Annotated in this window: 23 protein-coding genes and 1 pseudogene; 12 read left to right on the top strand and 12 right to left on the bottom strand. The window is 64.2% G+C overall.

The annotated features are described in order from the left end of the window. Window positions 1-10: 10 nt before the first annotated feature. On the top strand, window positions 11-1,564 hold the full coding sequence (locus PT015_RS13260) for an acyl-CoA synthetase (RefSeq protein WP_285184992.1): 1,554 nt from the start codon (window positions 11-13) through the stop codon (window positions 1,562-1,564). A gap of 56 nt (window positions 1,565-1,620) precedes the next feature. Here the strand turns inward: PT015_RS13260 and PT015_RS13255 are convergent, their stop codons facing one another. From PT015_RS13255 to PT015_RS13200, 12 genes are all read right to left on the bottom strand, one after another. Further along, window positions 1,621-2,448, bottom strand: coding sequence for an SDR family NAD(P)-dependent oxidoreductase (locus tag PT015_RS13255; protein WP_285184991.1), 828 nt, complete (start codon window positions 2,446-2,448; stop codon window positions 1,621-1,623). A 49-nt stretch (window positions 2,449-2,497) separates the two neighbouring features. Next, window positions 2,498-4,222 (bottom strand): acyclic terpene utilization AtuA family protein, encoded by a 1,725-nt coding sequence (locus PT015_RS13250; RefSeq protein ID WP_285184989.1) that lies wholly within the window; start codon window positions 4,220-4,222, stop codon window positions 2,498-2,500. Continuing rightward, entirely contained in the window at window positions 4,219-5,031 is an 813-nt protein-coding gene (locus PT015_RS13245; protein ID WP_285184988.1) for a TIGR03084 family metal-binding protein, read from the bottom strand. Before PT015_RS13245 ends, PT015_RS13250 begins: the two co-directional genes overlap by 4 nt. A 1-nt stretch (window position 5,032) precedes the next feature. Then, a complete protein-coding gene (locus PT015_RS13240; protein ID WP_285184987.1) occupies window positions 5,033-5,800 on the bottom strand; it encodes an enoyl-CoA hydratase/isomerase family protein in 768 nt (255 codons plus the stop codon). A gap of 42 nt (window positions 5,801-5,842) precedes the next feature. After that, a complete protein-coding gene (locus tag PT015_RS13235; protein WP_285184985.1) occupies window positions 5,843-6,301 on the bottom strand; it encodes a hotdog family protein in 459 nt (152 codons plus the stop codon). Next, a complete protein-coding gene (locus PT015_RS13230) occupies window positions 6,298-6,789 on the bottom strand; it encodes an FAS1-like dehydratase domain-containing protein (RefSeq protein WP_285191095.1) in 492 nt (163 codons plus the stop codon). Before PT015_RS13230 ends, PT015_RS13235 begins: the two co-directional genes overlap by 4 nt. A gap of 32 nt (window positions 6,790-6,821) precedes the next feature. Continuing rightward, window positions 6,822-7,244, bottom strand: a complete 423-nt coding sequence (locus tag PT015_RS13225) for a MaoC/PaaZ C-terminal domain-containing protein (RefSeq protein WP_285184984.1) — start codon at window positions 7,242-7,244, stop codon at window positions 6,822-6,824. Then, window positions 7,241-7,696 (bottom strand): FAS1-like dehydratase domain-containing protein, encoded by a 456-nt coding sequence (locus PT015_RS13220; protein WP_285184983.1) that lies wholly within the window; start codon window positions 7,694-7,696, stop codon window positions 7,241-7,243. The genes PT015_RS13225 and PT015_RS13220 overlap by 4 nt, the downstream gene beginning before the upstream one ends. Continuing rightward, complete coding sequence (locus PT015_RS13215) at window positions 7,689-8,732, bottom strand: LLM class flavin-dependent oxidoreductase (RefSeq protein ID WP_285184982.1); 1,044 nt, start codon at window positions 8,730-8,732, stop codon at window positions 7,689-7,691. The genes PT015_RS13220 and PT015_RS13215 overlap by 8 nt, the downstream gene beginning before the upstream one ends. Continuing rightward, on the bottom strand, window positions 8,729-9,163 hold the full coding sequence (locus PT015_RS13210; RefSeq protein WP_285184981.1) for a Zn-ribbon domain-containing OB-fold protein: 435 nt from the start codon (window positions 9,161-9,163) through the stop codon (window positions 8,729-8,731). Before PT015_RS13210 ends, PT015_RS13215 begins: the two co-directional genes overlap by 4 nt. Next, on the bottom strand, window positions 9,160-10,326 hold the full coding sequence (locus PT015_RS13205) for a thiolase family protein (RefSeq protein ID WP_285184979.1): 1,167 nt from the start codon (window positions 10,324-10,326) through the stop codon (window positions 9,160-9,162). Before PT015_RS13205 ends, PT015_RS13210 begins: the two co-directional genes overlap by 4 nt. 202 nt (window positions 10,327-10,528) lie before the next feature. Then, window positions 10,529-11,527 (bottom strand): AraC family transcriptional regulator, encoded by a 999-nt coding sequence (locus PT015_RS13200; protein ID WP_390887804.1) that lies wholly within the window; start codon window positions 11,525-11,527, stop codon window positions 10,529-10,531. Between the two features lie 129 nt (window positions 11,528-11,656). Between PT015_RS13200 and PT015_RS13195 the strand changes: the two genes are divergently transcribed. From PT015_RS13195 to PT015_RS13145, 11 genes and pseudogenes are all read left to right on the top strand, one after another. Next, a complete protein-coding gene (locus PT015_RS13195; protein ID WP_285184976.1) occupies window positions 11,657-11,977 on the top strand; it encodes a 2Fe-2S iron-sulfur cluster-binding protein in 321 nt (106 codons plus the stop codon). A 20-nt stretch (window positions 11,978-11,997) separates the two neighbouring features. Then, window positions 11,998-13,386, top strand: coding sequence for a cytochrome P450 (locus PT015_RS13190; protein WP_285184974.1), 1,389 nt, complete (start codon window positions 11,998-12,000; stop codon window positions 13,384-13,386). Beyond that, entirely contained in the window at window positions 13,383-14,582 is a 1,200-nt protein-coding gene (locus PT015_RS13185) for an NAD(P)/FAD-dependent oxidoreductase (RefSeq protein WP_285184973.1), read from the top strand. The genes PT015_RS13190 and PT015_RS13185 overlap by 4 nt, the downstream gene beginning before the upstream one ends. A 341-nt stretch (window positions 14,583-14,923) precedes the next feature. Beyond that, complete coding sequence (locus tag PT015_RS13180) at window positions 14,924-15,424, top strand: MarR family winged helix-turn-helix transcriptional regulator (protein ID WP_285184972.1); 501 nt, start codon at window positions 14,924-14,926, stop codon at window positions 15,422-15,424. Next, window positions 15,421-15,882 (top strand): MmpS family transport accessory protein, encoded by a 462-nt coding sequence (locus PT015_RS13175; protein WP_285184970.1) that lies wholly within the window; start codon window positions 15,421-15,423, stop codon window positions 15,880-15,882. The genes PT015_RS13180 and PT015_RS13175 overlap by 4 nt, the downstream gene beginning before the upstream one ends. Next, window positions 15,879-18,770 (top strand): MMPL/RND family transporter, encoded by a 2,892-nt coding sequence (locus PT015_RS13170; RefSeq protein WP_285184968.1) that lies wholly within the window; start codon window positions 15,879-15,881, stop codon window positions 18,768-18,770. The genes PT015_RS13175 and PT015_RS13170 overlap by 4 nt, the downstream gene beginning before the upstream one ends. Before the next feature lie 237 nt (window positions 18,771-19,007). Further along, window positions 19,008-19,610, top strand: a complete 603-nt coding sequence (locus tag PT015_RS13165) for a TetR/AcrR family transcriptional regulator (RefSeq protein ID WP_285191094.1) — start codon at window positions 19,008-19,010, stop codon at window positions 19,608-19,610. A gap of 194 nt (window positions 19,611-19,804) precedes the next feature. Continuing rightward, window positions 19,805-20,843 (top strand): annotated as a pseudogene (locus PT015_RS13160) (LLM class flavin-dependent oxidoreductase); the annotation flags it as partial. A 137-nt stretch (window positions 20,844-20,980) separates the two neighbouring features. Further along, the gene (locus PT015_RS13155) at window positions 20,981-21,811 is read left to right on the top strand and encodes an enoyl-CoA hydratase/isomerase family protein (RefSeq protein WP_285184967.1); all 831 of its coding nucleotides are present in this window, start codon (window positions 20,981-20,983) and stop codon (window positions 21,809-21,811) included. A 237-nt stretch (window positions 21,812-22,048) separates the two neighbouring features. Then, on the top strand, window positions 22,049-22,444 hold the full coding sequence (locus tag PT015_RS13150; RefSeq protein WP_285184966.1) for an XRE family transcriptional regulator: 396 nt from the start codon (window positions 22,049-22,051) through the stop codon (window positions 22,442-22,444). A 56-nt stretch (window positions 22,445-22,500) separates the two neighbouring features. Next, the gene (locus PT015_RS13145) at window positions 22,501-23,100 is read left to right on the top strand and encodes an RES family NAD+ phosphorylase (RefSeq protein WP_285184965.1); all 600 of its coding nucleotides are present in this window, start codon (window positions 22,501-22,503) and stop codon (window positions 23,098-23,100) included. The last annotated feature ends 117 nt before the right edge of the window (window positions 23,101-23,217 follow it).

The following is a 23,217-nucleotide window of genomic DNA, read 5'->3' as shown; positions in this document are numbered from 1 at the left end:
GAAGGGCCACATGCAACGCGGAATCAGTCATTGGATCACCCGACGTTCCTTGCTCAACGGTGGGCGCGCCGCGTTGGTCAGCGACGGTGAGCACATAACTTATGCCGACCTCGACCGGCGCACGAACCAGGTCGCCGCCGCGTTGCTCGCGCTCGGGGTGCGAAAGGGTGATCGGGTCGCGGCACTGCTGGTCAATTCAGCCGAGTTCATCCAGGTGCTGATGGGCTGCGCCAAGATCGGCGCTGTCACAGTGCCGATCAACGTACGGCTCGCCGGACCGGAGATCGGTTACATCCTGGCTGACTCTGGCGCTGATGTTCTCATCTTCCATGATCCGTTGGCCGCGCAGGCCACACGGGCCGTCACCGAACCCGGGGTCCGCGTGCGCCACCTCGTGCGCGCCGGCGGAGTACCGGCGCCGGGTGAGTTCGGCTACGGAGACCTCGTCTCGGGCGCGGAGCCCGAACCAGTCGACGGTGACGTCGACGGCCGCGACCCCGCGTTCGTCATGTACACATCGGGGACGACAGGCCGTCCCAAGGGAGCCATCCTCACCCACGACAACCTGCTGTGGAACGCGATCAACGTCCTCGGCACAGACATGGGCCTGCGCGCCGAGGACGTCACGGTCGCGGTAGCGCCGATGTTTCACATCGGCGGGCTGGGAGCACACACGCTGCCGTTGCTCTACGTGGGCGGCACCAGCGTCATCATGCCGTCCTTCGACCCGAGGGCGACATTGCAAGCAATGGCTGATCACCGCGTGACCGTCCAGTTCATGGTGCCGGCCATGTGGACCGCGCTCACACAGGTGCCCGATTTCGATTCGTTCGATCTGTCCGCGCTCCGTTTCGCGATGGGCGGCGGGTCGCCCGTCCCATTGACGGTGATCGATTTCATGCGCGAGCGAGGAGTGCCCTTCACCGAGGGCTTCGGCATGACCGAGACCGCTCCGCTGGTGACCATTCTCGACGCCGACAACATTACCAAGCGGGCAGGTTCGATCGGCCGCGTCGCAATGCACGTCGATGCCCGTATCGTCGACGACGACGACCGCGACGTTGCGACCGACACCGTAGGCGAACTGATCGTGCGTGGCCCGAACGTATTCGCCGGCTACTGGATGAAGGCCGAGGCGAGCGCCGAGGCCTTCCGCGGTGGCTGGTTCCACACCGGCGATCTCGGGCGCATGGATGCTGAGGGCTACATCACTCTCGTCGACCGCAAGAAGGACATGATCATCTCCGGTGGCGAGAACGTCTACCCAATCGAGGTCGAGCAGGTCCTCTTCCGCCACCCGGCGCTGCTCGACGCCGCAGTGATCGGCGGCAAGGACCCGAAGTGGGGCGAACGCGTGGTGGCGGTCGTCGTCGCCGACCCCGCAACACAGGCTCCGTGTGCCGAGGAGATAGTGGCCTGGTGCCGGGAACGGTTGGCGCACTTCAAGTGCCCACGCGACGTGCACTTCGTCGCCGAACTGCCGCGCAACGCCACCGGCAAGCTGCTCAAAACCGCACTGCGCGAGCAGTTTACGGGTATCAAGGGCGGAGTCGTCCTGCGCTGAGTTTGCACCCGTTACGGCTCGCCTGCGCGCCCACAATTGGCGGCCGGCGAGACCGCTCACGCGTTGAAGCCGCCCCCGCAGATCACGACCTGGCCGCTGATGTAGTCCGACTCAGGGATACACAGTAGGTAGACGGCACCAGCGCCGTCCGCTGGCGTTCCGGCTCGGCCGAGGGGGATGGCACGCTCCATCGTGGCGAGCAGGTCGGGGTTGACGCCGACCGCCAGTTCGCGACCCTGGATGTCGATCGTGCCGTCGCCTCCGGCGGGAGTCTCGGTGAGGCGGGTGCGGATGAGCCCGAACGCGACAGCATTGACCGTCACGTTGTAGCGGCCCCACTCCTTCGACATGGCCTTTGTGAGCCCGAGGATGCCGGCCTTACCAGAGGAGTAGTTCGCTTGGCCGGCGTTGCCGCCAGTACCGGCGATCGAGGAGATGTTGACGACTTTGCGGCACGTTACGTGACCGGCCTCGCGCTCCCTTTTCACCGCCGCGCTGATCACCGGTTGGGCAGCGCGCAGGATCCGGAACGGCGCTTTGAGATGCACGTCGAGGATCGCATCCCACTGCTCGTCGGTCATCTTCTGCACCACCGAGTCCCAGGTGTAGCCGGCATTGTTAACGATGATGTCCAGTCCGCCGAACTCATCGACGGCCGTCTGTACGAAGCGTTCGGCGAAGCCATCCTCGGTGACGCTGCCGGGGCACCCGACAGCGGTGCCGCCGGCAGCTTCGATCGCGGCAATCGTCTCCTCAGCTGGAGTGGCGTCGAGGTCGTTCACGACCACCTTGGCGCCGTCCCCAGCAAGCTTCTCGGCGATGGCACGTCCGATGCCGCGCCCCGACCCGGAGACGAGCGCGATCTTGCCCTCCAGTTTGCCCATGTGCATTTCACCTTCTCTTCGGGGTGCCGCCGGTGCCGCACCGGACGGTTCAGTGTGCGTTCAGCAGCGATTCGGGGATGTCCACCACGCGGGACCGCACGCACTCACCTAGCCCCTTGGCCTGCGCGTCCGGCCGGGTCGAGGACGCTACCCCGTCGCCGAGCAAGCCATGCGCGACGAAGTTCAGTGCGCGCAGGTTCGCCAGTTCGAAGCGCTCGATTCGCAAGTGCGCCGCCTCCGGCCCCAGCAGCGCGCGCACGCGCTCGACGCTGAGGAATGCACGCGCCCACGTGTAGCTGGCATTGTCGCGCGCCCACAGGCCGAGGTTGACGTTGCCGCCCTTGTCTCCGGACCGCGCGCCGAGTACCGATCCGAGTGGCGCACGTCGCGTCGGCCCGGATGACGCGGGCAGATTCGCAGGCGGAGCGGCGGCAGCGGGGACGGCGGCACCCGATGGCGGATCGGGGATCGCCTGCCGGGTGCCGTCTGCGTCGACGAGTATCTGAGTAACCGCCGAGCGCGGCACGTAGGCCGGCCGGTAGATACCGAAAGCAGTCTCCGAGGACGGCGGCGTGGTGGTGTGGAAGCCGGCGAAACCGGCCAGCGCGATCTCCATGATCCCGCCGGAGAAGGCCCGCCCCACCTTGCGCGGGTCGGCGTCCTTGACCGTTACCCGCAGGTGCGCGCAGGCCTGTTCGTTCGTCGGCGCATCGGACACGTCGAAACGCAGCAGTCTCACATCGACCTCATCGAAAGCGTCGCGTCCGCCGAGTACATCGAAGAGCTGCTGCTCGGCGAAGGCCGCCTTGTCCTCAATGTCGAGGCCGGTGAGCACCATCGTCATCGTGTTTCGGAACCCGCCCACCTCGTTCAGCGCAACCTTGAGTGTGTCGGGTGGCGAACTACCTTTGGTGCCGCTGATCGCAACACGATGCTCACCCTGTTGGCTCAGGCGGATGGTGTCGAAGTGGGTCACGACGTCGGGGCCGAGATAGGCGGGTTCTGCGATCTCGTAGAGCAGTTGGGCGGTGACCGTCCCGACCGAGACCAGTCCCCCGGTGTCCGGATGTTTCGTGATCACCGAAGAGCCGTCCTCGGCGACCTCGGCGATCGGGAACCCGGGGTAGCGGCGGTCGGTGACCTCATCGAGGAATGCGTAGTTGCCGCCCGTCGCCTGCGGGCCGCATTCGATCACATGTCCGGCGACCACGGCACCCGCGAGTCGATCCCAGTCTTCAAGCGCCCAGCCATGCCACCACGCGGCAGGGCCGACCACCAGTGAGGCATCGGTGACCCGGCCGGTCACAACCACGTCGGCGCCGGATCGCAGCGCCTCCGTGATGCCCCAGGCGCCGAGGTAGGCGTTCGCCGACACCGGTTTGGTCTCGCCGACGGGCGGCGTGATTGCGGCGAGATGGCCGCGCAGGTCGTCGCCCTCAACGTGCGCGACGGTCGCTGTGAGGCCGAGGCGCCCGGCCAGCTCACGCAACGCGGTCGCCAGGCCGGCGGGATTCAGTCCGCCCGCGTTAGCGACGATCTTGATGCGACGGTCCAGACAGGTGCCCAGCACCTGCTCCATCTGGGTGAGGAACGTGCGAGCGTATCCGCTGGTCGGGTCCTTGGCCTGGGCCTTGGCCAGGATGAGCATGGTCAGTTCAGCCAGGTAGTCGCCGCTCAGGACGTCGATCGGGCCACCCTCAACCATCTCGCGGGCCGCGGCGATGCGGTCGCCGTAAAACCCGGAACAGTTGCCGATGCGAATTGGGACGCTCACCGCGGTAACCCCGCAAACTGGCCCGCGGCGCGCCCCCCGCCGGGTGGCCCGGCGAATGCCTGGGCGATCGAGAGCCATTGGTCGGCAACCGGGCCGTCGGCGACCAAAGTCGTGTCGTCGCGGTGGCGGCGCTGAGTCACCAACAGGCAGAAGTCCAGTGCGGGCCCCCGCACACGATCGCCGGCATCAGCTGGGCCCCACGCCCACATGGTGCCGTCAGGGGCGTCCAGCTCGACGCGTACCGGGTCGGTGAGCGGCTCGAGACCGTTGGCCAGGTAGCTGAATGCGCGTGCACCCACACCGATGTGGGCCACGTGCCGCAGCCGTGAAGTCGGCTCGCTGGTCGCGCCGAGCGCATCGACGACGTCTTGACCGTGTGCCCAGGTCTCCATGAGCCGCGCGGTGAGCGACGAGACCGCGCTCATCGGCGGCCCGAACCACGGGAGGCGCGTCGCCGGTTCGATGCCCGCGAATGTGGTGACGAGGACCGCCCGCGACGTGTCGAACCACGCGAGGACGTCGGCACCCGGCATGAGACGGTAGCGGTCGGCGATGACGTCGGGTGAGATGCTGTCGTCGGCCATCATCGGGAGGTACTCGCTGCTGAACCCCTCGGGGTCGGTGGCCGATCGCACCGCCACGTCGTCGAAGAAGGCCAGATGGCTGATCTGGTCTTGGATTGACCAGCCCACCGCCGGAGTAGGCGTGTCCCAGCCGTGCGGACCTTCGGGTAGCGGCGCGACCAGTTCGCGTAAGGCGGCCGTCTCCGCTTCGATGTCGGTGATAACCGACTGCATGGTCACCGCCATGTCACCGTCCTTTCCACTGCGGTGCGCGCTTCTCGCGGAACGCGGCCGGGCCTTCCTGCGCGTCGTCGCTCAGATAGACCGGCTCCCATATCTCGTCGGCCATGTCGTAAGCGGCGGCCAGGTGATGCTGCGCCGACAGATAAACGGTGCGCTTGGATGCGAGCACCGATAGCGGAGCGTTTGCGGCGATCCGAAGTGCCAATTGTTGGGTGCGCTCACGCAACTGCTCCGCCCGCACCACCTCGTTGACCAAGCCGACCTGGTGGGCGCGTTCAGCGGTGATCGGGTCGCCAGTCAGCAGGATTTGCATAGCGATGCGAGGCGGTACCAGCCAGGACAGGGGTGCCGCCCAGGGCGACCCGCGGCCCACTTTGACCTCACTGACGGCGAAGGTCGCATGCTGGGCGGCCACGACCAGGTCGCATTGCTGCGCGAGAAGGAACCCCCCGGCGAACGCGACACCGTTGACCGCGGCGATCGTCGGCTTCTCGACCTCGATATTGCGGCCGAACTGCGGAGCGAAGTCCTTCGGCGGCACTTTGAGCGCATTCTGCGCCATCTCCTTCAGATCACCGCCCGCGCAGAACGCCTTATCGCCTGCGCCGGTGAGGACGAGCACCTTCGCCGCGTCGTCGTCGTTGAAGCGGCGCACTGCGTCGAAAAGCCCCAAGCGCACGGAGTCGTTGAGCGCGTTACGCGCCTCGGGGCGGTTGATCGTCAGCCAGGCCACGCCGTCGACGACCTCGTAGCGAATCGGTTGCTCGCGCACTGGTCTCCGTCTCTTAGCGTCGCTGCGGGCGTGCTCGGTGGTTCACGCAGGCGCCCCGCCGGATTCGGCGGCCAGGTCGACCGTGGCTTCGCTCGGTACGCACGGACCGTCCTCGCTAGAGACGAGTAATTCGAAGTCGACCAGGCCCCGCCCGCCGTCGCGGCGTTTGGCGACGACCTTGCCGCTGAGAGTCGCCGTCTGGCCCGGATAAATCGACCGGATCATCGCGATCTTGCGGCGACGGATCAGCGCGTCGGGGCCGGCCCATTCGTTGAGGCCACGGTCAATGAAGCCGTGAAAGAACAGGGTCGACAGGTAGATCGTGCGCTGGCCCTGACTCCGCGCGTACTCAGGGTTGTGGTGACCGGGGAACCAGTCCCACGTCGAGGCCGCGTTCATGCAGATGCGCTTGTAGGTGACCTCGATCGAGACCGGTCTCAGCGCGTCGCCGACAACGACGTCCGCGAACCGTACGGCTGGCCGCGCGTCGCTCGAATTCACGATGGCTCCTGGTCAGCGTCGGTGTCGTAGCGGAACAGCACGTTGGTGTTGCGTCCGATGACCTCGCCGTACTGATCGGAAAATGTGCTGACCGTCGTGATGAACACGCCGGTGCCCACCCGCGTCGTCTTCGGCGCGGAGATCGAGGCGACCTCCTCCACAATCGACACGAGATCGCCTACCCGTGGGCGGCGTTCGAACTCCGTTGTCGTTGAGGCGTTGATGATGTGGTGGCCGGGCAGTGGCACGCTCACCGCGAGCATCATGTCCGCACGCGCCAGATGCTCGGGCGCCCACTGCGGCGCGAAGCCGAGTGTCATCAGTAACCCGGGCGGGCAGTCCTCACCCTCCCAGTAGTTGGGGTTCGAGTCCTCGACGAGCGAGCAGTAGTACAACACCATCGATCGGTCGATCGGGAACCATGCGCGCCGCGGTTCGGAGCGATGACCGACCCACGCCCGGCCCTCTTCGAAGGTCCCGAAGGTCATGCCGAGGCCGGTGACGTCGCTCGTCGGCGCGCTCACGGAGCCACCTGCACGACGGCGCTCGCCTTTATCGCGGTGTCGCCGGTCTGCCGCGTGACTTCGAGTTCGAGATCCGCTACCTGTTGGCCTCCGGCCTCGCGGACGCCGGTGACCCTGCCGGCGAAGCTGAGCACGTCGCCGGGCCATACCTGGCCGGTGAAACGGACCCGGAACGACCGGATATTGGCCAGTCCCACCCAGCCGGCCAGCCGCTGCGCCAGGACGCCGCCGTGCAGCAACCCCATGCCGAACACGCCGGGCATACCAGCCGAGCGGGCGAACTCCTCGTCGTGATGTATCGGATTGAAGTCGCCGCCAGAACCCGCGTAGCGCACGATGTGTGAGCGCGTCAGCGGGCCGAACCAGGAGGTCGGCATCTCGTCGCCATCGGCCAGTACCACCGGTGTCGCGGTCGTCATGCGGGGCCTCCCGTCTCGATCAGAATGTCGGTCTGGCGCACAACGAGTTCGTCGCGCTGATTGGTGAAGTCGGTCTCGATCGTCACCATCGTCATGGTGCCGCCGCGTTTGCCTTGGCGACTGGTCACGTTCGAGACTCGACGCGTCTCGGTGAGTTCGTCCCCGACGAGCACCGGTGCGAAGTATTCCCAGCCGCACTCGCCGTGCAGTACGCGCCGAAGGTCGAGGCCGAGAGCGCCCGCCACATCGTCGTCGTCGCGCCAGTGCGCCGCGGCGACGACGAAGGTCGGGGGAGCGGGGATTGCTCCGAAGCCGGCGGCGCGAGCGGCGGCGGCGTCCTGGTACACGGAGTCGTCATCGTCGAGCGAAAGCGCGAACTCTCGCACTTTGGAACGGTCGACGGGGAACGTGGTAGTGCCCAGGTGCGTCCCGATGAGCGAGGCGTCAGCCATTATGGACTCCTTTCGCGCTGGCGATGGTCGGCGCACAGTCTCGGATGAGGCTGCCCAGATTCTCGGCGATGCGTTCGGGTGCGAGCCCGATCGATGGCGAATACAGAACGATGTGGTCCAACACGCCTTCGTACCGGCGCAACCCAGCGCGAACCTCAGCCGCGGTGCCAGCCACGGCCATCGTGTCGATCATGTCGTCGGTGACGGCGGCGAACATGGCCGGCAGGTCGCGCCGAGCGAACGCCTCCCGAATCACGGCCCCCTGGCTGGCGAAGCCACTCACATCGAGCACGTGCTCATACGATTTCACCGAGGAGTAGAACGCAATCTGCTGCGCGGCCTCACGACGTGCGATCTGCGGATCATCGTGCACCGAGCAGATCACCATGGAGACGATCTCTACGTCGGCGGGATTGCGCCCAGCCCGTTCGGCGCCGCGGATGACGGCCGGGCGGGCAACCTCCTCGACGTAGGCCGTGGTGAACAGCGGATGACCGGCCAAGCCGTCGGCGACGCGCCCAGCCACCTCGCACATCCGCGGACGCACCCCGGCGGTGATGATCGGGATTGTCCGCGTCGGCGGCGCGACCTCCCCCGTCGGAACGAGGTTCAGCCGGTAGAAACGCCCCTCGTGGCGTACCGGGCCCTCGTGCAGGTTCCAGATCCGTCGCACGAGCGGGACCAGTTCCTCCATGCGCAGGGCGGGTGCGGAGGTGTCCTCGACACCGTGCCAGTCGCTCATCATGCGGCGTGTGCCGTTGCCGAGGCCGAGCACCAGGCGGCCGCCGGAGAGCTCGTCGAGGTCGCGCGCTTCGGTGGCCAACACGAGTGGGCTACGCCCCACCCCGTACAGGATCGACGATCCGAGGCGACAGTGGTGTGTGCGGGCGGCCATGGCGGCCATCGAGATCGAGCCGGAGCGCGAGTAGAACTCCGACGCCCAGGCGGCGTCGAATCCGGCGCGGTCGGCGGCCTCGGCGGTCTCGACGAGGGTGGCCAGGTCCGCACCGAGTACCGAGACACCGTAGGTGCTCACGATGCCGGCCCGAATCGGACCAGCCCGAGGTCCTCGCTCACCCGCTCGAACACCGCGCGCACCCGGGCGCCCATGCCGACGTCGTCGGGTGCCACGCCCTCGAGGCTGGCCAGCAGCTGCGGCCCCTCGTCGAGCCGGACGAGCACCACGATGTAGGGCTCACTGCGCGGGAAGGAATCCCACGGAGGGCGATACACCGGCGCGAAACTGAGGATTTCTCCCGTACCCGCTGCGGTCTCCCAGGCCAGCTCGGCGTCATGGCAGACGGGACACACCAGCCGCGGGTAGAGGAACGGGTGGCCGTTGGCGCACCGCTGGAAGACGAGTGCGCCGCGGGCCGCGGCCGCGAAGTAGGGGCGGTTGACGTCGGTCAGGGGCGGCAACGCCTGACGATCGTGCAGACCGTCGAGAGAACTCGAAGCTGCGGTCATGACGCCCCCTCCATCACCATGCTGACGTGACTGCACAGCATCGAGCCGTAGCTGTGCACGAACGCGGTGTCCGCGCCGGGTACCTGGCGACCCTCGGCGCGACCGGACAACTGCCAGTAGCCCTCGAGGATCTGCGAGATGCCAGAGGAGGTTCCGGTGTGGCCGAACCGGATCAGGCCGCCGTCGGTGTTCACCGGAAGGTCGCCGCCAGGGTCGGCGCGGCCGTCGCGGTAGAAATCGCCTGCGCCGCCGGGCTTCACGAAGCCCGCCTCCTCGAGGATCATCGCCGGGTTGGAGGCGAAGGCGTCGTACAGCAGGGCGACATCGACGTCGGCCGGGGTGCGCCCAGAGCGCTCGAAGGCCATCGGACCTGACCGGGCGGCCCCGGTGCGACCCGGCCGGGCCAGCGAGGTCAGAAAGCCGTGCGTGTGGCCCTCTCCGAAGCCCAGCAGGTGCACCGGCCGGTGCTCACCCTCGCGGGCCCTGCGGGCGGAGCGCAGTACGAGCGCGCCACCGCCCTCGCACGGGATGGAGCAATGGTAGAAGTGGAACGGTCCGGCGATAGGTCGGGACGTCAGCACGTCCTCGACGCTCAGGCGTTGCGCACCGTGGGCGATGGCCGCGGGATTCAGGGCCGCCCAGCGATCCTGCGACACGGTGACCTCGGCGATGTCCGCCTTACCCTGGCCGGTTTCGTGCATCCAGGCCTGCGCGATCAAGCCGTAAAGCGCCGGAACTGATGGCCCGTAGGGCATCTCGAACGCGTGATCACACACCAGCGACATCAGTTCGCGCCCGCCGTCACGGATTGGCGGGAATTTGCCGGCTGAAACAACCAGCACCGTTTCGGCCTCGCCCCGGGCGATGATGTTAGTCGCCATTCGCGTCATGGCGAGATGGGTCCCGCCGCCGAGTTGGCAGGTCATCTGAAGTTTCAGGTTGTGCAGTCCGAGGTAGTCCATGAGGTCCTCGGACAAAAAGATCGAGCCCTCGTTCGTCATCGGGCCGGCGCACACGAGACCGTCGACTTCGTCCGGGGCCACCCCTGCATCCGCGAGCGCCGCGACCGCGGCGCGCACGTGCATTTCGGTGGAGGTGCACGCCGATTTCCTACCCGGAGTGAGTTCGGCGGCACCGATGATGGCCGGCGCGTCGTGTGGCATCCGCGCTCCTCTCGACCCGCGCGTTCAACGCCGGCTTAATGTGAACGGCCATTAGCATAACGTTCTCAAGCCATCCGGGTAACCCCCGACCCGTCCCCAGCTATGGATTGACTCGGAATCCGTTGTGCGCCTTGCCAAGAGGGGCCATGATCGGTAAAGCCGCGCCCGTCACGTCGTTACTGGACACCGCGTTCGCGGAACCTTACGGGTGGATGCGATCCGAATCATGCTCTCTGAAGTAACTCGGAGAACGACCGGTCCATCGTTTGAAGGCGTGGGTGAAGTTGGTGATATCCGTGTAGCCGAGTTCTGCCGCGATCTCGCTGACGGACGCGGATCGGTCGAGAAGTCGCACAATCGCGTGCTCCCGCATGAATGTCTGACGCAACTCGCGGAAGCTGGTCCCCTCGTCCGAGAGGCGGCGCTTCAAGGTGCTCGTGGACATCGAAAGCTCGCCCGCAGCACGGCTGCTACTCGTTTGCGCGGGGTTTGTCTCCAGGAGTTCCCGCACCCGCTCGGAGACCGACGTGTCGCGTTGTTGATCGAGAGTTCGCTGTAGATCGGCGACGGCAATCCGATAAGCAACAGGATCAGAGAATCGACAGACCTCGTCGAGCGTATCCGCGGGGACGTGGATGAACGAGGTAGGGGCGTTGAAGAAAAGCCGCCCGGACAGAAGATTCTGATCCAGTGCCCACCCCGCCGGTGCTGAATGACCCAGGTGCAGTTCAACACTCGGTACGACTCCTGCGAGCATATCGAGCAGGCGCAGCAGCGCGAGGCCGCCGTAGGTGACGGCCAAGCAATTCAGGCCAGCGTCACCCGTGCGACCTGCGAGCCCGATTGTGAGGCCACATTCAGTCGAGTGGAACGACGGGCTGAGAGCGGTTGTGATGACCGGCAGATAAGCGAGCAATTCGACGACCTCGGCTACGGAGCCCGCACTGACCAGCGGAACGCTGAGTGCCCCGAATGACGTCAGCTTGGCGTGTTCAGCGAGAGCGAAACCTAGACGGGTGCCCTGATCACGGTCGAAATCGGGATAGATCTCCCTGAACCACCGCAACGGAACCTGGGCGTCGCGTCCGACCAGCATCGGCTCGGTAACGCGCTCTCGAGCCATGATGTCGCGAAGCGCATCGACCTCGCAGCGCCCCAGCGCCTCACTATCGAGCATCTGCAGGAATGCCAGCGCCGGCATACCCGCGTCCTCGGGCTCCACGTACCCCCCGCGTGAGCTAAAAACACAACTCTTTGACTTCTGCGAGCCTAGCGATGTCAGCTCGGGCCGACAACAGTGAGATGTGAATCACTACGAGGAGAGCACCTAATGGCAGTCGTAACCTTCATCAGCCACGACGGCGAGAAGTATGAGGCGCCCCTAGTCGAGGGCCAACCGCTGATGCGGATCGCGGTCGACAACCTAGTACCGGGCATCGACGGTGATTGCGGCGGGGAGGCCGCTTGCGGGACATGCCACGTGATCGTGCACCCCGAGTGGTCGGACACGGTAGGTAGGTCCGGCCCTAACGAAGAAGAGATGCTGTCGATGCATCCCGAACGTCAGCCCACGTCCCGATTGTCATGCCAGATGTTGGCCTCCGACGCGTGGGATGGTTTGACACTCGAATTGCCCGAATTTCAGCTCTGAGATAGGTAGTGGAGTAGAAGATGAGCATTTCTGCGGCAGTCACCGCCAAAGTCCAGTCCGCTGTGCCGCTTGATATGCAAATTCGCGGCGCGCACCTTTACGATAAAACGCGCCGTTGGATTACCCGAACCAACGGCCAGAAGATTTTCATTGAAACTCCGGTCCCGCCCGTCGAGGATGTCGATATTGCCGACATCGACCTGAGCAACCCGTTTCTGTATCGCCAAGGGCGCTGGAAGTCATACTTCGAGCGGGTCCGGAACGAGGCGCCTGTCCACTATCAGGCCAAGAGCCCATTCGGTCCATTCTGGTCGGTGACGCGACACGCGGATATCATCGCCGTCGACAAAAATCACGGCGCCTTTTCCGCGGAGCCATTCATTATCATCGGCAAGCCGCCTCGGTTTTTAGACATCGCAATGTTCATCGCCATGGACCCGCCACGCCACGATGCGCAGCGCGCCACCGTCCAAGGCGTCGTGGCGCCGAAGAATCTGCGCGAGATGGAGGGACTCATCCGCTCGCGTGTCCAAGAAGTGCTCGACAATCTACCGGTCAACGAACCGTTCGAGTGGGTGCAGAACGTTTCTGTCGAGCTGACCGCTCGGATGCTCGCGACACTGTTGGATTTCCCGTATGAGCAGCGGCGCAAGCTGGTGGAGTGGTCAGATCTCGCCACGTCCATGGAGCAAGCCAACGGCGGACCTTCCGACAACGATCAAATTTTCCCCGGCATGGTCGACATGGCACAGGGGCTCAGCGCTCTCTGGCGAAATAAGGCGGCCCGACTGGCCAACGGTGAGGAGCCCGGCTTTGATCTGATCACGATGTTGCAAAGCAACGAGGCAACGAAGGATCTTATCGACCGGCCTATGGAGTTCCTGGGCAACTTGGTATTGCTTATCGTCGGGGGAAACGACACCACCCGCAATTCGATGAGCGGGGGAGTCCTCGCACTTAACAAATTCCCCGATCAGTTCGACAAGTTGAAGGCGAACCCCGATCTCATCCCCGGCATGGTTTCCGAGATCATCCGGTGGCAGACTCCGCTCGCCTACATGCGGCGAATCGCGAAAAAAGACACCATGCTGAACGGGCAGTTCATCCGCAAGGGTGACAAGGTCGTCATGTGGTACGCCTCAGGCAACCGCGACGAGCGTGTTTTTGAACGGCCTGATGAGCTGATCATCGATCGGAGTAACGCGCGCAATCACATCGCATTCGGGTTCGGCGTACACCGATGCATGGGCAACCGGCTCGCCGAGTTGCAGCTTCGAATTCTTTGGGAGGAACTGCTTCCGCGCTTCGAGAACATTGAGGTGATAGGCGAACCTGAATACGTACAGTCGAATTTCGTGAGGGGCATCAGCAAGTTGATGGTCCGCCTCACACCAAAGCAGAGTGCATGACGTGCGAGCGGGTGGTGGTCGTCGGCGCCAGCCACGCCGGCGCGCAGCTGGCAGGTAATCTTCGCCGCGAAGGCTGGGCTGGCGAGGTCGTGCTGATCGGCGATGAGGGGAAACTGCCGTATCACCGACCTCCGATGTCGAAGGCCTATCTGGCCGGCAAGAGCTGCCTCGACGAGATCTTGATCCGCGGCGCATATTTCTACGCCAAGCAGAACATCCAGCTCGTCGATGCGACCGTGGATTCGATCGATCGGAACGCCGGACGGGTGTGTTTGAGCACCGGCGACACCGTGGACTACACCAAGCTCGCATTGTGCATCGGTGCGAGGGCCAGGCGACTGCCGACCCCAGGGGCGGAGCTGCTCGGAATTCACTACCTGCGCACCGCCGCGGACGTCGAATTGATCCGAGCGGCCGCCGTACCCGGCCGTCGGGTGGTGATCGTGGGCGGCGGCTACATCGGGCTGGAGACTGCGGCCTCGTTGTGTTCGCTGGGCATGCAGGTCACTGTGCTGGAGGCGACGGATCGGGTCCTCGAACGGGTCACCGCGCCGGTGGTGTCGGATTTCTTCACGCGGATCCACCGCGACGCGGGCGTGGACATCAGGACACAGGCCATTGTCGAAGCCTTCACCGGCAACGGCATGGTGCAGGAGGTGGTGCTGGCGGACGGCGAGTCGCTCCCCGCCGATGTGGTGATCGTAGGCGTCGGCGTGGTACCGAATACCGAACTCGCTTCTGCCGCAGGCTTATCCGTGGACAACGGCATAGTGATCGATGATCAGGCTCGAACCAGTGACCCCGGTATAGTGGCCGCTGGCGACTGCACCAGCCACGTCATGGCCAGGTACGGTTCGCGTATTCGCCTGGAATCCGTGGCGAGCGCCGGCGAGCAGGCCAAGATCGCGGCGGCGACCGTCTGTGGGAAGCACAGCGCCATTGCTGCGCTACCGTGGTTTTGGTCCGACCAGTACGATCTCAAACTTCAGATCGCCGGTCTGAACACCGGATACGACGAGGTGGTGCTCAGCGGTGACCCCTCGCGCGACCGGGAATTCAGCTGCTTTTACTTCCGTGGTGGCGAACTCATCGCCGCCGACTCCGTCAATCGTCCTCGCGATTTCATGTTCAGTAAGCGGGCGATCACCAATTGCCTTCCTATCGACCGGGCCGAACTGCTTGCTGCTTCGACCTGAGTTCGAACCGAAGCAGCGACTAACTCGACAGGCTTGCATGCGCCTGGCGCCCGGGACGGATGCGGATCCCATCAAAGGACGAAGTAGTTTCGAGACAGATTAAGCCAGGAATTAGATAGTTGACGCAATACAACAGACTCACTGAGTATTGGTCGCTTGATAGACGACAAGGTCGAGCAATGCGTCGCGCCTGGCACGGCACAGTGACCAGATACTCTGAGGGTGAACGCTGTTGAATGCACATACCTCAGCCGTTATTGGCCGTTTGAGATCAATCGCGCGTCGATTGAATCGCGACATACAGCTCGCTGGTACATAGTTGTGATGATATAAACAGGCGCATGGCACCGCAGGTCAGTGAACGCGAAATGCGTGAGGACGTCGTGGACTTTCTCGATGGCGCGGCAGACCTGATAATCCGATTCCTGGCCCAACGCGAACCCCTGTCGATCCCCGCGGCGTTCGTGCTGAACCGCATAGGCCGCGAGGGCCCGATGCGACTGACCACGCTCGCCGCCCGTGAAGGCGTCACGCAGCCGTCGATGACTCAGCTGGTGCAGCGCCTGGAACGTCATGGATTGCTCCTGAGGTGCTCCGATCCCAGCGACGGCCGAGCGACGCTCGTGGCGATCACCCCTGCGGGCCGAGACGTTATGGCGCACCGCAGGAACGTCCGCGAGGAACGCCTGACACAGCTGATGGAAACGCTGACCGACAAGCAGCAGCGCCTGTTATGGCTGTCTGCGACGTCTGCGGGCTCGGTCATTCACCAGCTCGTCGAGAGCGCCGAACAGTGCGCGGCTCCCGCTCCGGCGCCCGCCGATCGGGAGGTGTGTGGATGAAGTCGATTCCGGTGGGCCGCTGGGTGGCCCGCGGGGTTTCGAGACTCGGGAAGGTCTGGATCGCTCTCGTCTTCGTCGTCGTGCTCGGGGTCTCGGGTCTCGTCGTCTCGCGACTGCACAAGGTGTTCGCATCGCAGGACCTAAACCCCGACGCAGGGGCGGGGATTGAGATCGTCCAGTTCAACCCCAAGGTTGTGGTCTACGACGTGTGGGGCCCGCCGGGAGCAACCGCACAGATCGGCTACTTCGACCCCGACGCGAAGGTGTACGAGGTCACCGCCTCGCTCCCGTGGACGGTGACGTTGTCTACGACGTTGCCGACCGTTAGTGCCAGCCTCATGGCCCGGGCCGACGGCTATCACATTGGATGCCGCGTCACCGTAAATGGAGTCGTCCGTGAGCAGCGGTCTGCTGACGGTGTACAGGCCCAGACGTACTGCCTGGTGAAGTCCGCGTGACTCACACCGGCGTCCCGGAGGTTGCACGCGGCCAGCGGCCATACTTCCCGCGCCTGCTGCGCATCTTCTCGGTGCCAGTCGTCATCTTCTGGGTCTTCGTCGCGGTGGTCGTCAACACGGTCGCTCCGCCGCTCGAGGTAGTGGGCGAATTGCACGCGGCGCCAATGGCTCCGGAGGACGCTCCGTCGATGAAGGCCATGAAGTTGATGGGTGGCAACTTCCACGAGTTCAATTCCAACAGCACGATCATGGTCGTGCTCGAAGGTAAGAGGCCGCTCGGCCCGGATGCCCACCAGTACTACGACCAGATCATCGCCAAGCTGCGCCGGGATCCCCAGCACATCCAGCACATCCAGGACTTCTGGGGTGACACCCTCACCGCGGCGGGCGCCCAAAGCGCCGACGGCAAGGCGTCTTACGTGATGATCAATCTCGCCGGCGAGCAAGGCATGACGCTGGCCAACGAGGGCGTCGAAGCCGTCCGCAAGGCGATCGAGGAAACGAAGGCCCCGCCTGGGGTGCAGGCCTACGTCGCCGGCCCTGCCGCGCTGACCCGCGATGAGCACGTCGTCGGCAATGCCAGCCTCGGCGTCATCACGCTCATCACCCTCGCCGCCATCGCGGTCATGCTGCTGATCGTCTACCGATCAATCGTCACGACGCTGATCCAGCTCTTCCTGACGTTTCTCGGGCTGCTCACGGCTCGTGGCGTGGTCTCCGTGCTGGCTTTGCACGGCGCGTTTGGACTCACCACCTTCGCGGGCAGCATCCTCACGATGCTGGCGATCGCGGCGGCGACCGACTACGGCATCTTCCTGTTCGGCAGGTATCGCGAAGACCGCGGTATGGGACTTGATCGCGACGATTCCTACTACGCCACCTTCAAATCCGTCGCACCTGTCATCGTGGGCTCGGGTCTGACGATCGCCGGCGCCACCTATTGTCTGAGCTTTTGCCGACTGCCGTACTTCGCCACGATGGGCGCTCCGGTCGCGATCGGCATGATCGTGGTGGTCCTCATCGCGGTGACGCTCGGCCCGGCCGTGCTGTTCCTCGGCAGCAAGGTAGGTCTCTACGAATCGAAACGTCCGCCCAAGAGTGTCTTCTGGCGCAAGGTCGGGACCGCCGTAGTCCGTTGGCCCGCACCGATCTTCGTGGCCAGCCTAGCTGTGGTGTTGATTGGCCTGGTGGCCATCCCGGGGTTCAAGCCGGCCTACAACGACCGTTACTACCTACCCGACGACGCCCCGGTCAATGTCGGCTTTGCCGCCGCCGATCGACACTTCTCGCAGGCCCGGATGAACCCCGACATCCTGATGGTCGTGGCCGAGCACGACATGCGAAATCCTGCCGACATGCTGGTCTTGAACGCGATCGCGCGCAACGTGATGCACACCGAGGGCATCGCGATGGTGCAGAGCATTACGCGCCCGTTAGGCATTCCGATCCAGCACAGCTCGATCCCATTCCAGACGAGTATCTCCGGGCAGACGAGCAACATGAATCTGCCGTTTCAGCGGGATCAGCTGGCTAACCAGCTCAAAACGGTCGATTCGATGAATAAGTCCATCGCGATCATGGAGAAGCAGTACCGACTGTCGGTCGAGCAGACCAACCTCACGGTGAAGTCCGACAAGGTATCGCAGGAACTGCTCGCGGTCACCAAGGAAATCCGTGACCACATCGCGGATTTCGACGACGAATTCCGGCCGTTACGCTCCTACTTCTACTGGGAAAAACACTGCTTCGACATCCCGTTGTGCTACGCGCTGCGGTCGCTCTACGACGCCCTCGACGGGATCGACGAGACCACCAGCCTGACCGAGGCGAGCCAGGTTTACACCGACAAGTTAGCGGACCTCGCTCCTCGGTTGACGGCATTGTTGCCGCAGTCGATTGCCGAGATGAAGACCAGTCGGGACCTCGCGCTGGCGTCGTACAACTCGCAGAAGGCGCTGATTGATCAGATGCAAGCGACCAACGACACAGCGCTGGCGATGGGCACGGCGTTCGACGACTCCAAGAACGACGACCTGTTCTTCCTGCCTCCAGAGGCATTCCAGAACCCGGATTTCAAGCGCGGTCTGGAAATGTTCCTCTCACCGGACGGCAAGTCCGCCCGTATGTTCATCACCCACGAGTCGGACCCCGCCACCGTCGAAGGCATCGCGCGGGTCGCCTCGGAGCGCAAGGCCGCCCAAGAGGCGCTGAAGATGTCGTCGCTGTCGAGCGCCAGGATTTATTTAGGTGGCGTCGCGGCGACGTATAAGGACATGGCGGACGGCGCCAGGTACGACTTGATGATCGCTGTGGTGTCGTCGCTGACGCTGATCTTCTTGATCATGCTGATCCTGACGCGCAGCGCCATAGCGGCGCTGACAATCGTTGGTACAGCAGGTAGTTCGATCGCCGCGTCGTTCGGCATATCGGTCCTGTTGTGGCAGGACCTGTTCGGCAAACCGATCGAGTGGCTGGTCATGTTGATGTCGGTCATCATCCTGTTGGCGGTCGGATCGGACTACAACCTGCTACTGGTGTCGCGGTTCAAGGACGAAATCCATGCCGGCCTGCATACCGGCACCATCCGGTCCATGGCTGGCACCGGCGGCGTGGTCACCTCGGCCGGGTTGGTGTTCGCAGCCACCATGGCCGGCATGGTGTACAGCGACCTCATCGTGCTAGCGCAGATGGGCTCGACCATCGCTATCGGTCTGCTCGTGGACACCTTCATCGTGCGCTCGCTGCTGATGCCGTCAATCGCCACCATGCTCGGCCGGTGGTTCTGGTGGCCGCAGGTGGTCTATCCGCGCGGCGATCACCAGCGGCCGCAACCGCGCAGCGCGCCGGATGACCGCAATGCAGATACCGCGGCGCTGCCGGTGATGTAGGCGTAGTCGGTCGCGGCTGCGTAATTGAGTGCCTTCCCGCCAGGTTGGAGTTCACTCGGCGCGATGAGTCGCCGACGGATTGCTGCCGCACTCGGGTCGTCGCGACGACGATCAGTAGCCCAACGGCCCGGATCTCAGAGCCTGCGTCGTCGTCAGATGACGCGGAACCCCAGCGTCTGGCCGCTTATCCTGCTCACCATGCCCACCGACTCCGTCCGCCTGTCTTTTCGCCGGCATATGCGCGAACAGGTTTTGCGAGCGGCACGAACCCTCACCATCGAAAAAGGGTGGGAGCGTGTTCGCATCAGTGAAGTCGCCCAACTCGTGGGTGTGTCCCGTCCGACGCTCTACAAAGAGTTCACCGACAAGCAAGGTCTGGGCGATGCGCTTGTCGTCGCGGAGGGTGAGCGCTTTTTGGAGGGCATCTTTGCCGTGCTGGCGCGTCACGGTGGAGACGTCGAAGGCGGCATCACGGCCGCCGTTTCCTACACACTTCACGAGGCCGAGGCGAGCCCCCTGCTCAAAGCGGTACTGACCTCAAACCGGTCAAATGGTGGCGCCACATCCGAGTCGACGGGTGTGTTGCCGCTACTACCAACGTCGGCGTCGCTGCTGGAACTGTCTTCAGCCGCGCTCGTCACCTGGTTCAATGAGCAGTTTCCCGGCCTCGATCGCGATGACGTCAACGATGTTGCTGACGCGCTTGTGCGGTTGACCGTAAGCCACGTCGTTCTGCCGACCGCCGACTCCGAGGCGACCGGGAGACGGATTTCGCGTATTGCCTTGCGTTATCTAGGGGTCCGGTCTGGTCCGGCAGGCTCCGAGGACAGATCACCATGATATGTCCAGATATTGACTAAATCTCTATCATTGTAAACATTGAGGAGGCTTGGGTCATCGGACGGACCCATGAGCGTCGGCACGCCGCATTGCTCGACTCCGCGATCAAGCGGACCTGTCCTCGGCGGCCGACAAATCTGTAGGCGTCATTGTGTGGCGGCAGTATGGCCGCGTAAAAGTTTGGAGTAGCAGCTATGAGCACGTACGGCCTTTCCGTACTCGCCCCGGGCATGAAGGCAATGCAGGCCACCGCCGCTGCCGCTGATCAGGCCGGCTTCGACGCCGTGTGGGCCTCGGAGTTCTACACGAGGTCGGGATCAATCTCGATGGCGGCAATAGCCGCGGCTACCAACACATGTCGCATTGGCTCGTCGATCCTCTACGGCATCGGGCGCAGCCCACTCGTTCTCGCGACCGAAGCTCGCGACCTCGACGAGTTGTCCGGAGGGCGCGTCGTGCTCGGCATCGGCAACGGCACCAAGCGGATGATGAGCGACTGGCACAGCGTCGCCGACGTCAGCGCACCCGCTCTGCGCATTGAAGAACTCATACCTTTGATCAGGCGGATCTGGAATTTGCATGAAGGACCAGTCCACCATGACGGTCGCTTCTACAATATGAACCTCATACCCACCGGTCCGGTCGAGCCACCGCGACGTCGCATCCCAGTCATCACCGCCGCCGTACGCCCGCGGATGTGTGAAGCGGCTGGCCGCGTTGCCGACGGCCTGGCCGGGCATCCGCTGTTTACAACCGACTACGTCGAGGAGGTCGTGCGGCCCCGCAGTGACCAAAGGCGCGCAACACGCAGGCCGCGGCCCTCGCGAGATCGAAATCGTTTCCATGGTCATGTGCTCAATCCACGACGATCCCACAATCGCCCGCCGCAAAGTCGCCCAACAAATCGCGTTCTACGCCGCAGTCAGAACCTACGAACCACTACTGGACTTCTGCGGATTCGCCAAGCAGGGCAACGTCATTCGCGAGGCTTTCACGCGCGGCGACTTCGCGGCCATGTTCGACGCGGTGACCGACGACATGATTGATGTCATGGGTGTGGCCGGCACCGCACCCGAAGTTCGAGCCGGGCTACGCCGCTACGAGGGCGTACTCGACCACATCATGCTCTACCCGCCATCCGTGGGCATCGAGGACCACCGAGTGAGCCAAAATCTTCACGATCTGATCGCATACTGCTCCCCCGAGTTCGTAAGCGACCGTGGAGGCACTTCACCTGCCGCGCACTGCGGTTATTCGGTGATGTCATTGACCGCTGCCGATCGCGCGCCGGTGCTGAAGCTTTTAAGTTGCTGCCGTCTCGATGGATGATGGTGCACCAATGCTGTTGCGGTGAGGAACGGGGGAAAGCCATGCCGGCGCAGCCAAGCAATGTCAGTCCGCGCCCGCCCGACGGCGACTGGATGGGGTCGCCGTATTTGAGGTTCGAGCGCGATAACGGTTTCGCGGTGCTCACGCTGGACCGGCCAGCTGCGCGCAACGCAATGACGGGCGCTATGTACTTCGGGATCCGCTACGCGATTTCACGAGTGAACGCCGATGACGACCTCAGCGGCTTGCTGATCACAGGCGTCGGTGATGTCTTCGCACCGGGCGGCGACCTGAGTCAAAATGCGGAAGACAGTTGGATGGACTTCGGCTCGACGATGGGGATGCACGTGACGCCCTTCGACAGTCTGCGCCAGTCTGTGAAACCAGTGGTCGCTGCGGTGAACGGTCTGGCGCAAGGCGGCGGATTTCAGATTGCCCTATGCAGCGACATCGCGGTGGTCAGCGAGCGCGCCACCTTCCGAGTGCCAGAGTTGTTCCGCGGAATTGCAGACACCTACTACAGCCACATCTTGGCGCACGTGATCGGGCCGGTTCGAACGCGTGACTTGATGCTGACCGGCCGCGTGCTGTCGGCCCAGGAAGCACTCGAGTGGGGCTTGGTCGCGCGAGTGTTAGCTCACCACGAACTCGTTTCGGCCGCGCGGGATGTGCTGGCTCAATGTTGCCGCACTGCACCGAGAGCGCGCGCTCTGGTGAAGTCAAGCCTGGACAACTACCTGGGTCTATACGACCGGATCGGTATGACGTCGAGTTTGGACAGCCCCGAGGCGCGCGGAGGTTTTCTCGCGTTCAAAGACCGGCGATCGCCAAACTGGGTGCACCCCGACCTGCGGGTCAACGGTCGACTATAGGTGCGTATTCGCAAGCGCGATAACCGATTTCCCGCTTGGCCGACTGTCACTTTGCTTGCGAATCGCGGTTGCTGAGAGCCATGCTGGCGGCCGATTTCTGCGAACATGGCGGCCCGAATTCTTCCTGTCGCAAGTCTCCGGTGGGGTAGCGCGGTGTACTATTCGGTGTAGCTTGCGGATGTGTTGCGGGGTGTTGATAAGGTAACGTCGTAGATAGAATTACTGTGGAGGTGCGATATGCCGGTCTTGACCGTGTCCGCGGCGCAGCGGCTTGATGATGAGTCAGCGACACTTTCGCTCCGCGAGATCGCCGCATATCTGCAAAAAACTGTCGGCCAGCGCGTCGCGGCGGCGATGGCGGGCCTAGCTGACGCCAAACAGATCGGTCGGTACGCGCGCAATGGCGGCCCGCAACCGCACGGCGCGACCGAGCGCCGGTTACGCGAGGGCTACAAAGTCGTCAGGATGCTCGTCGACGCCTACGACGACAAGACAGCACGGGCGTGGCTGTTTGGCACCAATACGCGCTTGGACGATCGCGCGCCGATTGAGGTGCTCGGCGCGGCGATCGACACCGCAGAGTTCGCGATGGTCGTACGGGCCGCACGGCAGGTCGCCAGCTTCCAGTCGTGATTGCGGCGCCCCAGCAAGGGCGAACCTTATGGCGGGTCGGCTACTACGCAGACCCTTTGGATTTCACTCCACGCGAGCTGTATCAGTTCAGCCATCGCTTCGACGATGTCCACCACCGCTTCCGCACGCTCTATTGCGCTGACTCGGCCGAGACATCGCTACGCGAAGTGCTCGCCGACTTCCGGCCTAACCTGGGCGCGCTGCAACGCCATGTCGAGCGCTACGGACCCGAGGCCGCAGAAGACTTCATCGAAAAGCCGGTCACTGCGCAATGGCGAAGACAGCACGTCCTCGTTCCTACCGTCCTCGAGCTCGATGGCCCCTTGATCGACCTGACCGACGTCCCTACCCGCCAGGAGATCGAGCACCGCCACGTCCAATTGCTGCTCGAGCACGACCTGCAGCACCTCGATCTGCACGAGATCACCACCAGCCGCCGAGCCATCACCCAGACGATCGCCGCGGACCTCTTTGACCGAGGCGCCAGCGCCGTCCGGTTCCCGTCCCGACTGGACGGCAACGCGTGCATCGCGCTCTTCGAAGGCCGAGGCGCCGCGAGCTCGGCCGGGGAACTCATCGCGCTCACCGACCCGCCGCCCACACCGCTCATCAGCGTTGTCACGCCATGGGGCCTGACGCTTGAGCCGGCGCTGTGAAACGGCTCGCAGCTCGGGAAAGTCAGTGCGATGCCTACCGAATAACACGCAGGAAAATAGGACGGCACCCGGCCCGTCAGCCGCGACTCATGCGGGCCATCTCATGGGGCCAAAATG

Origin of the sequence: Candidatus Mycobacterium wuenschmannii (assembly GCF_030252325.1) — a bacterium.
Lineage (GTDB): Bacteria > Actinomycetota > Actinomycetes > Mycobacteriales > Mycobacteriaceae > Mycobacterium > Mycobacterium wuenschmannii.
This window is presented reverse-complemented; position numbering and strand designations above follow the sequence as displayed.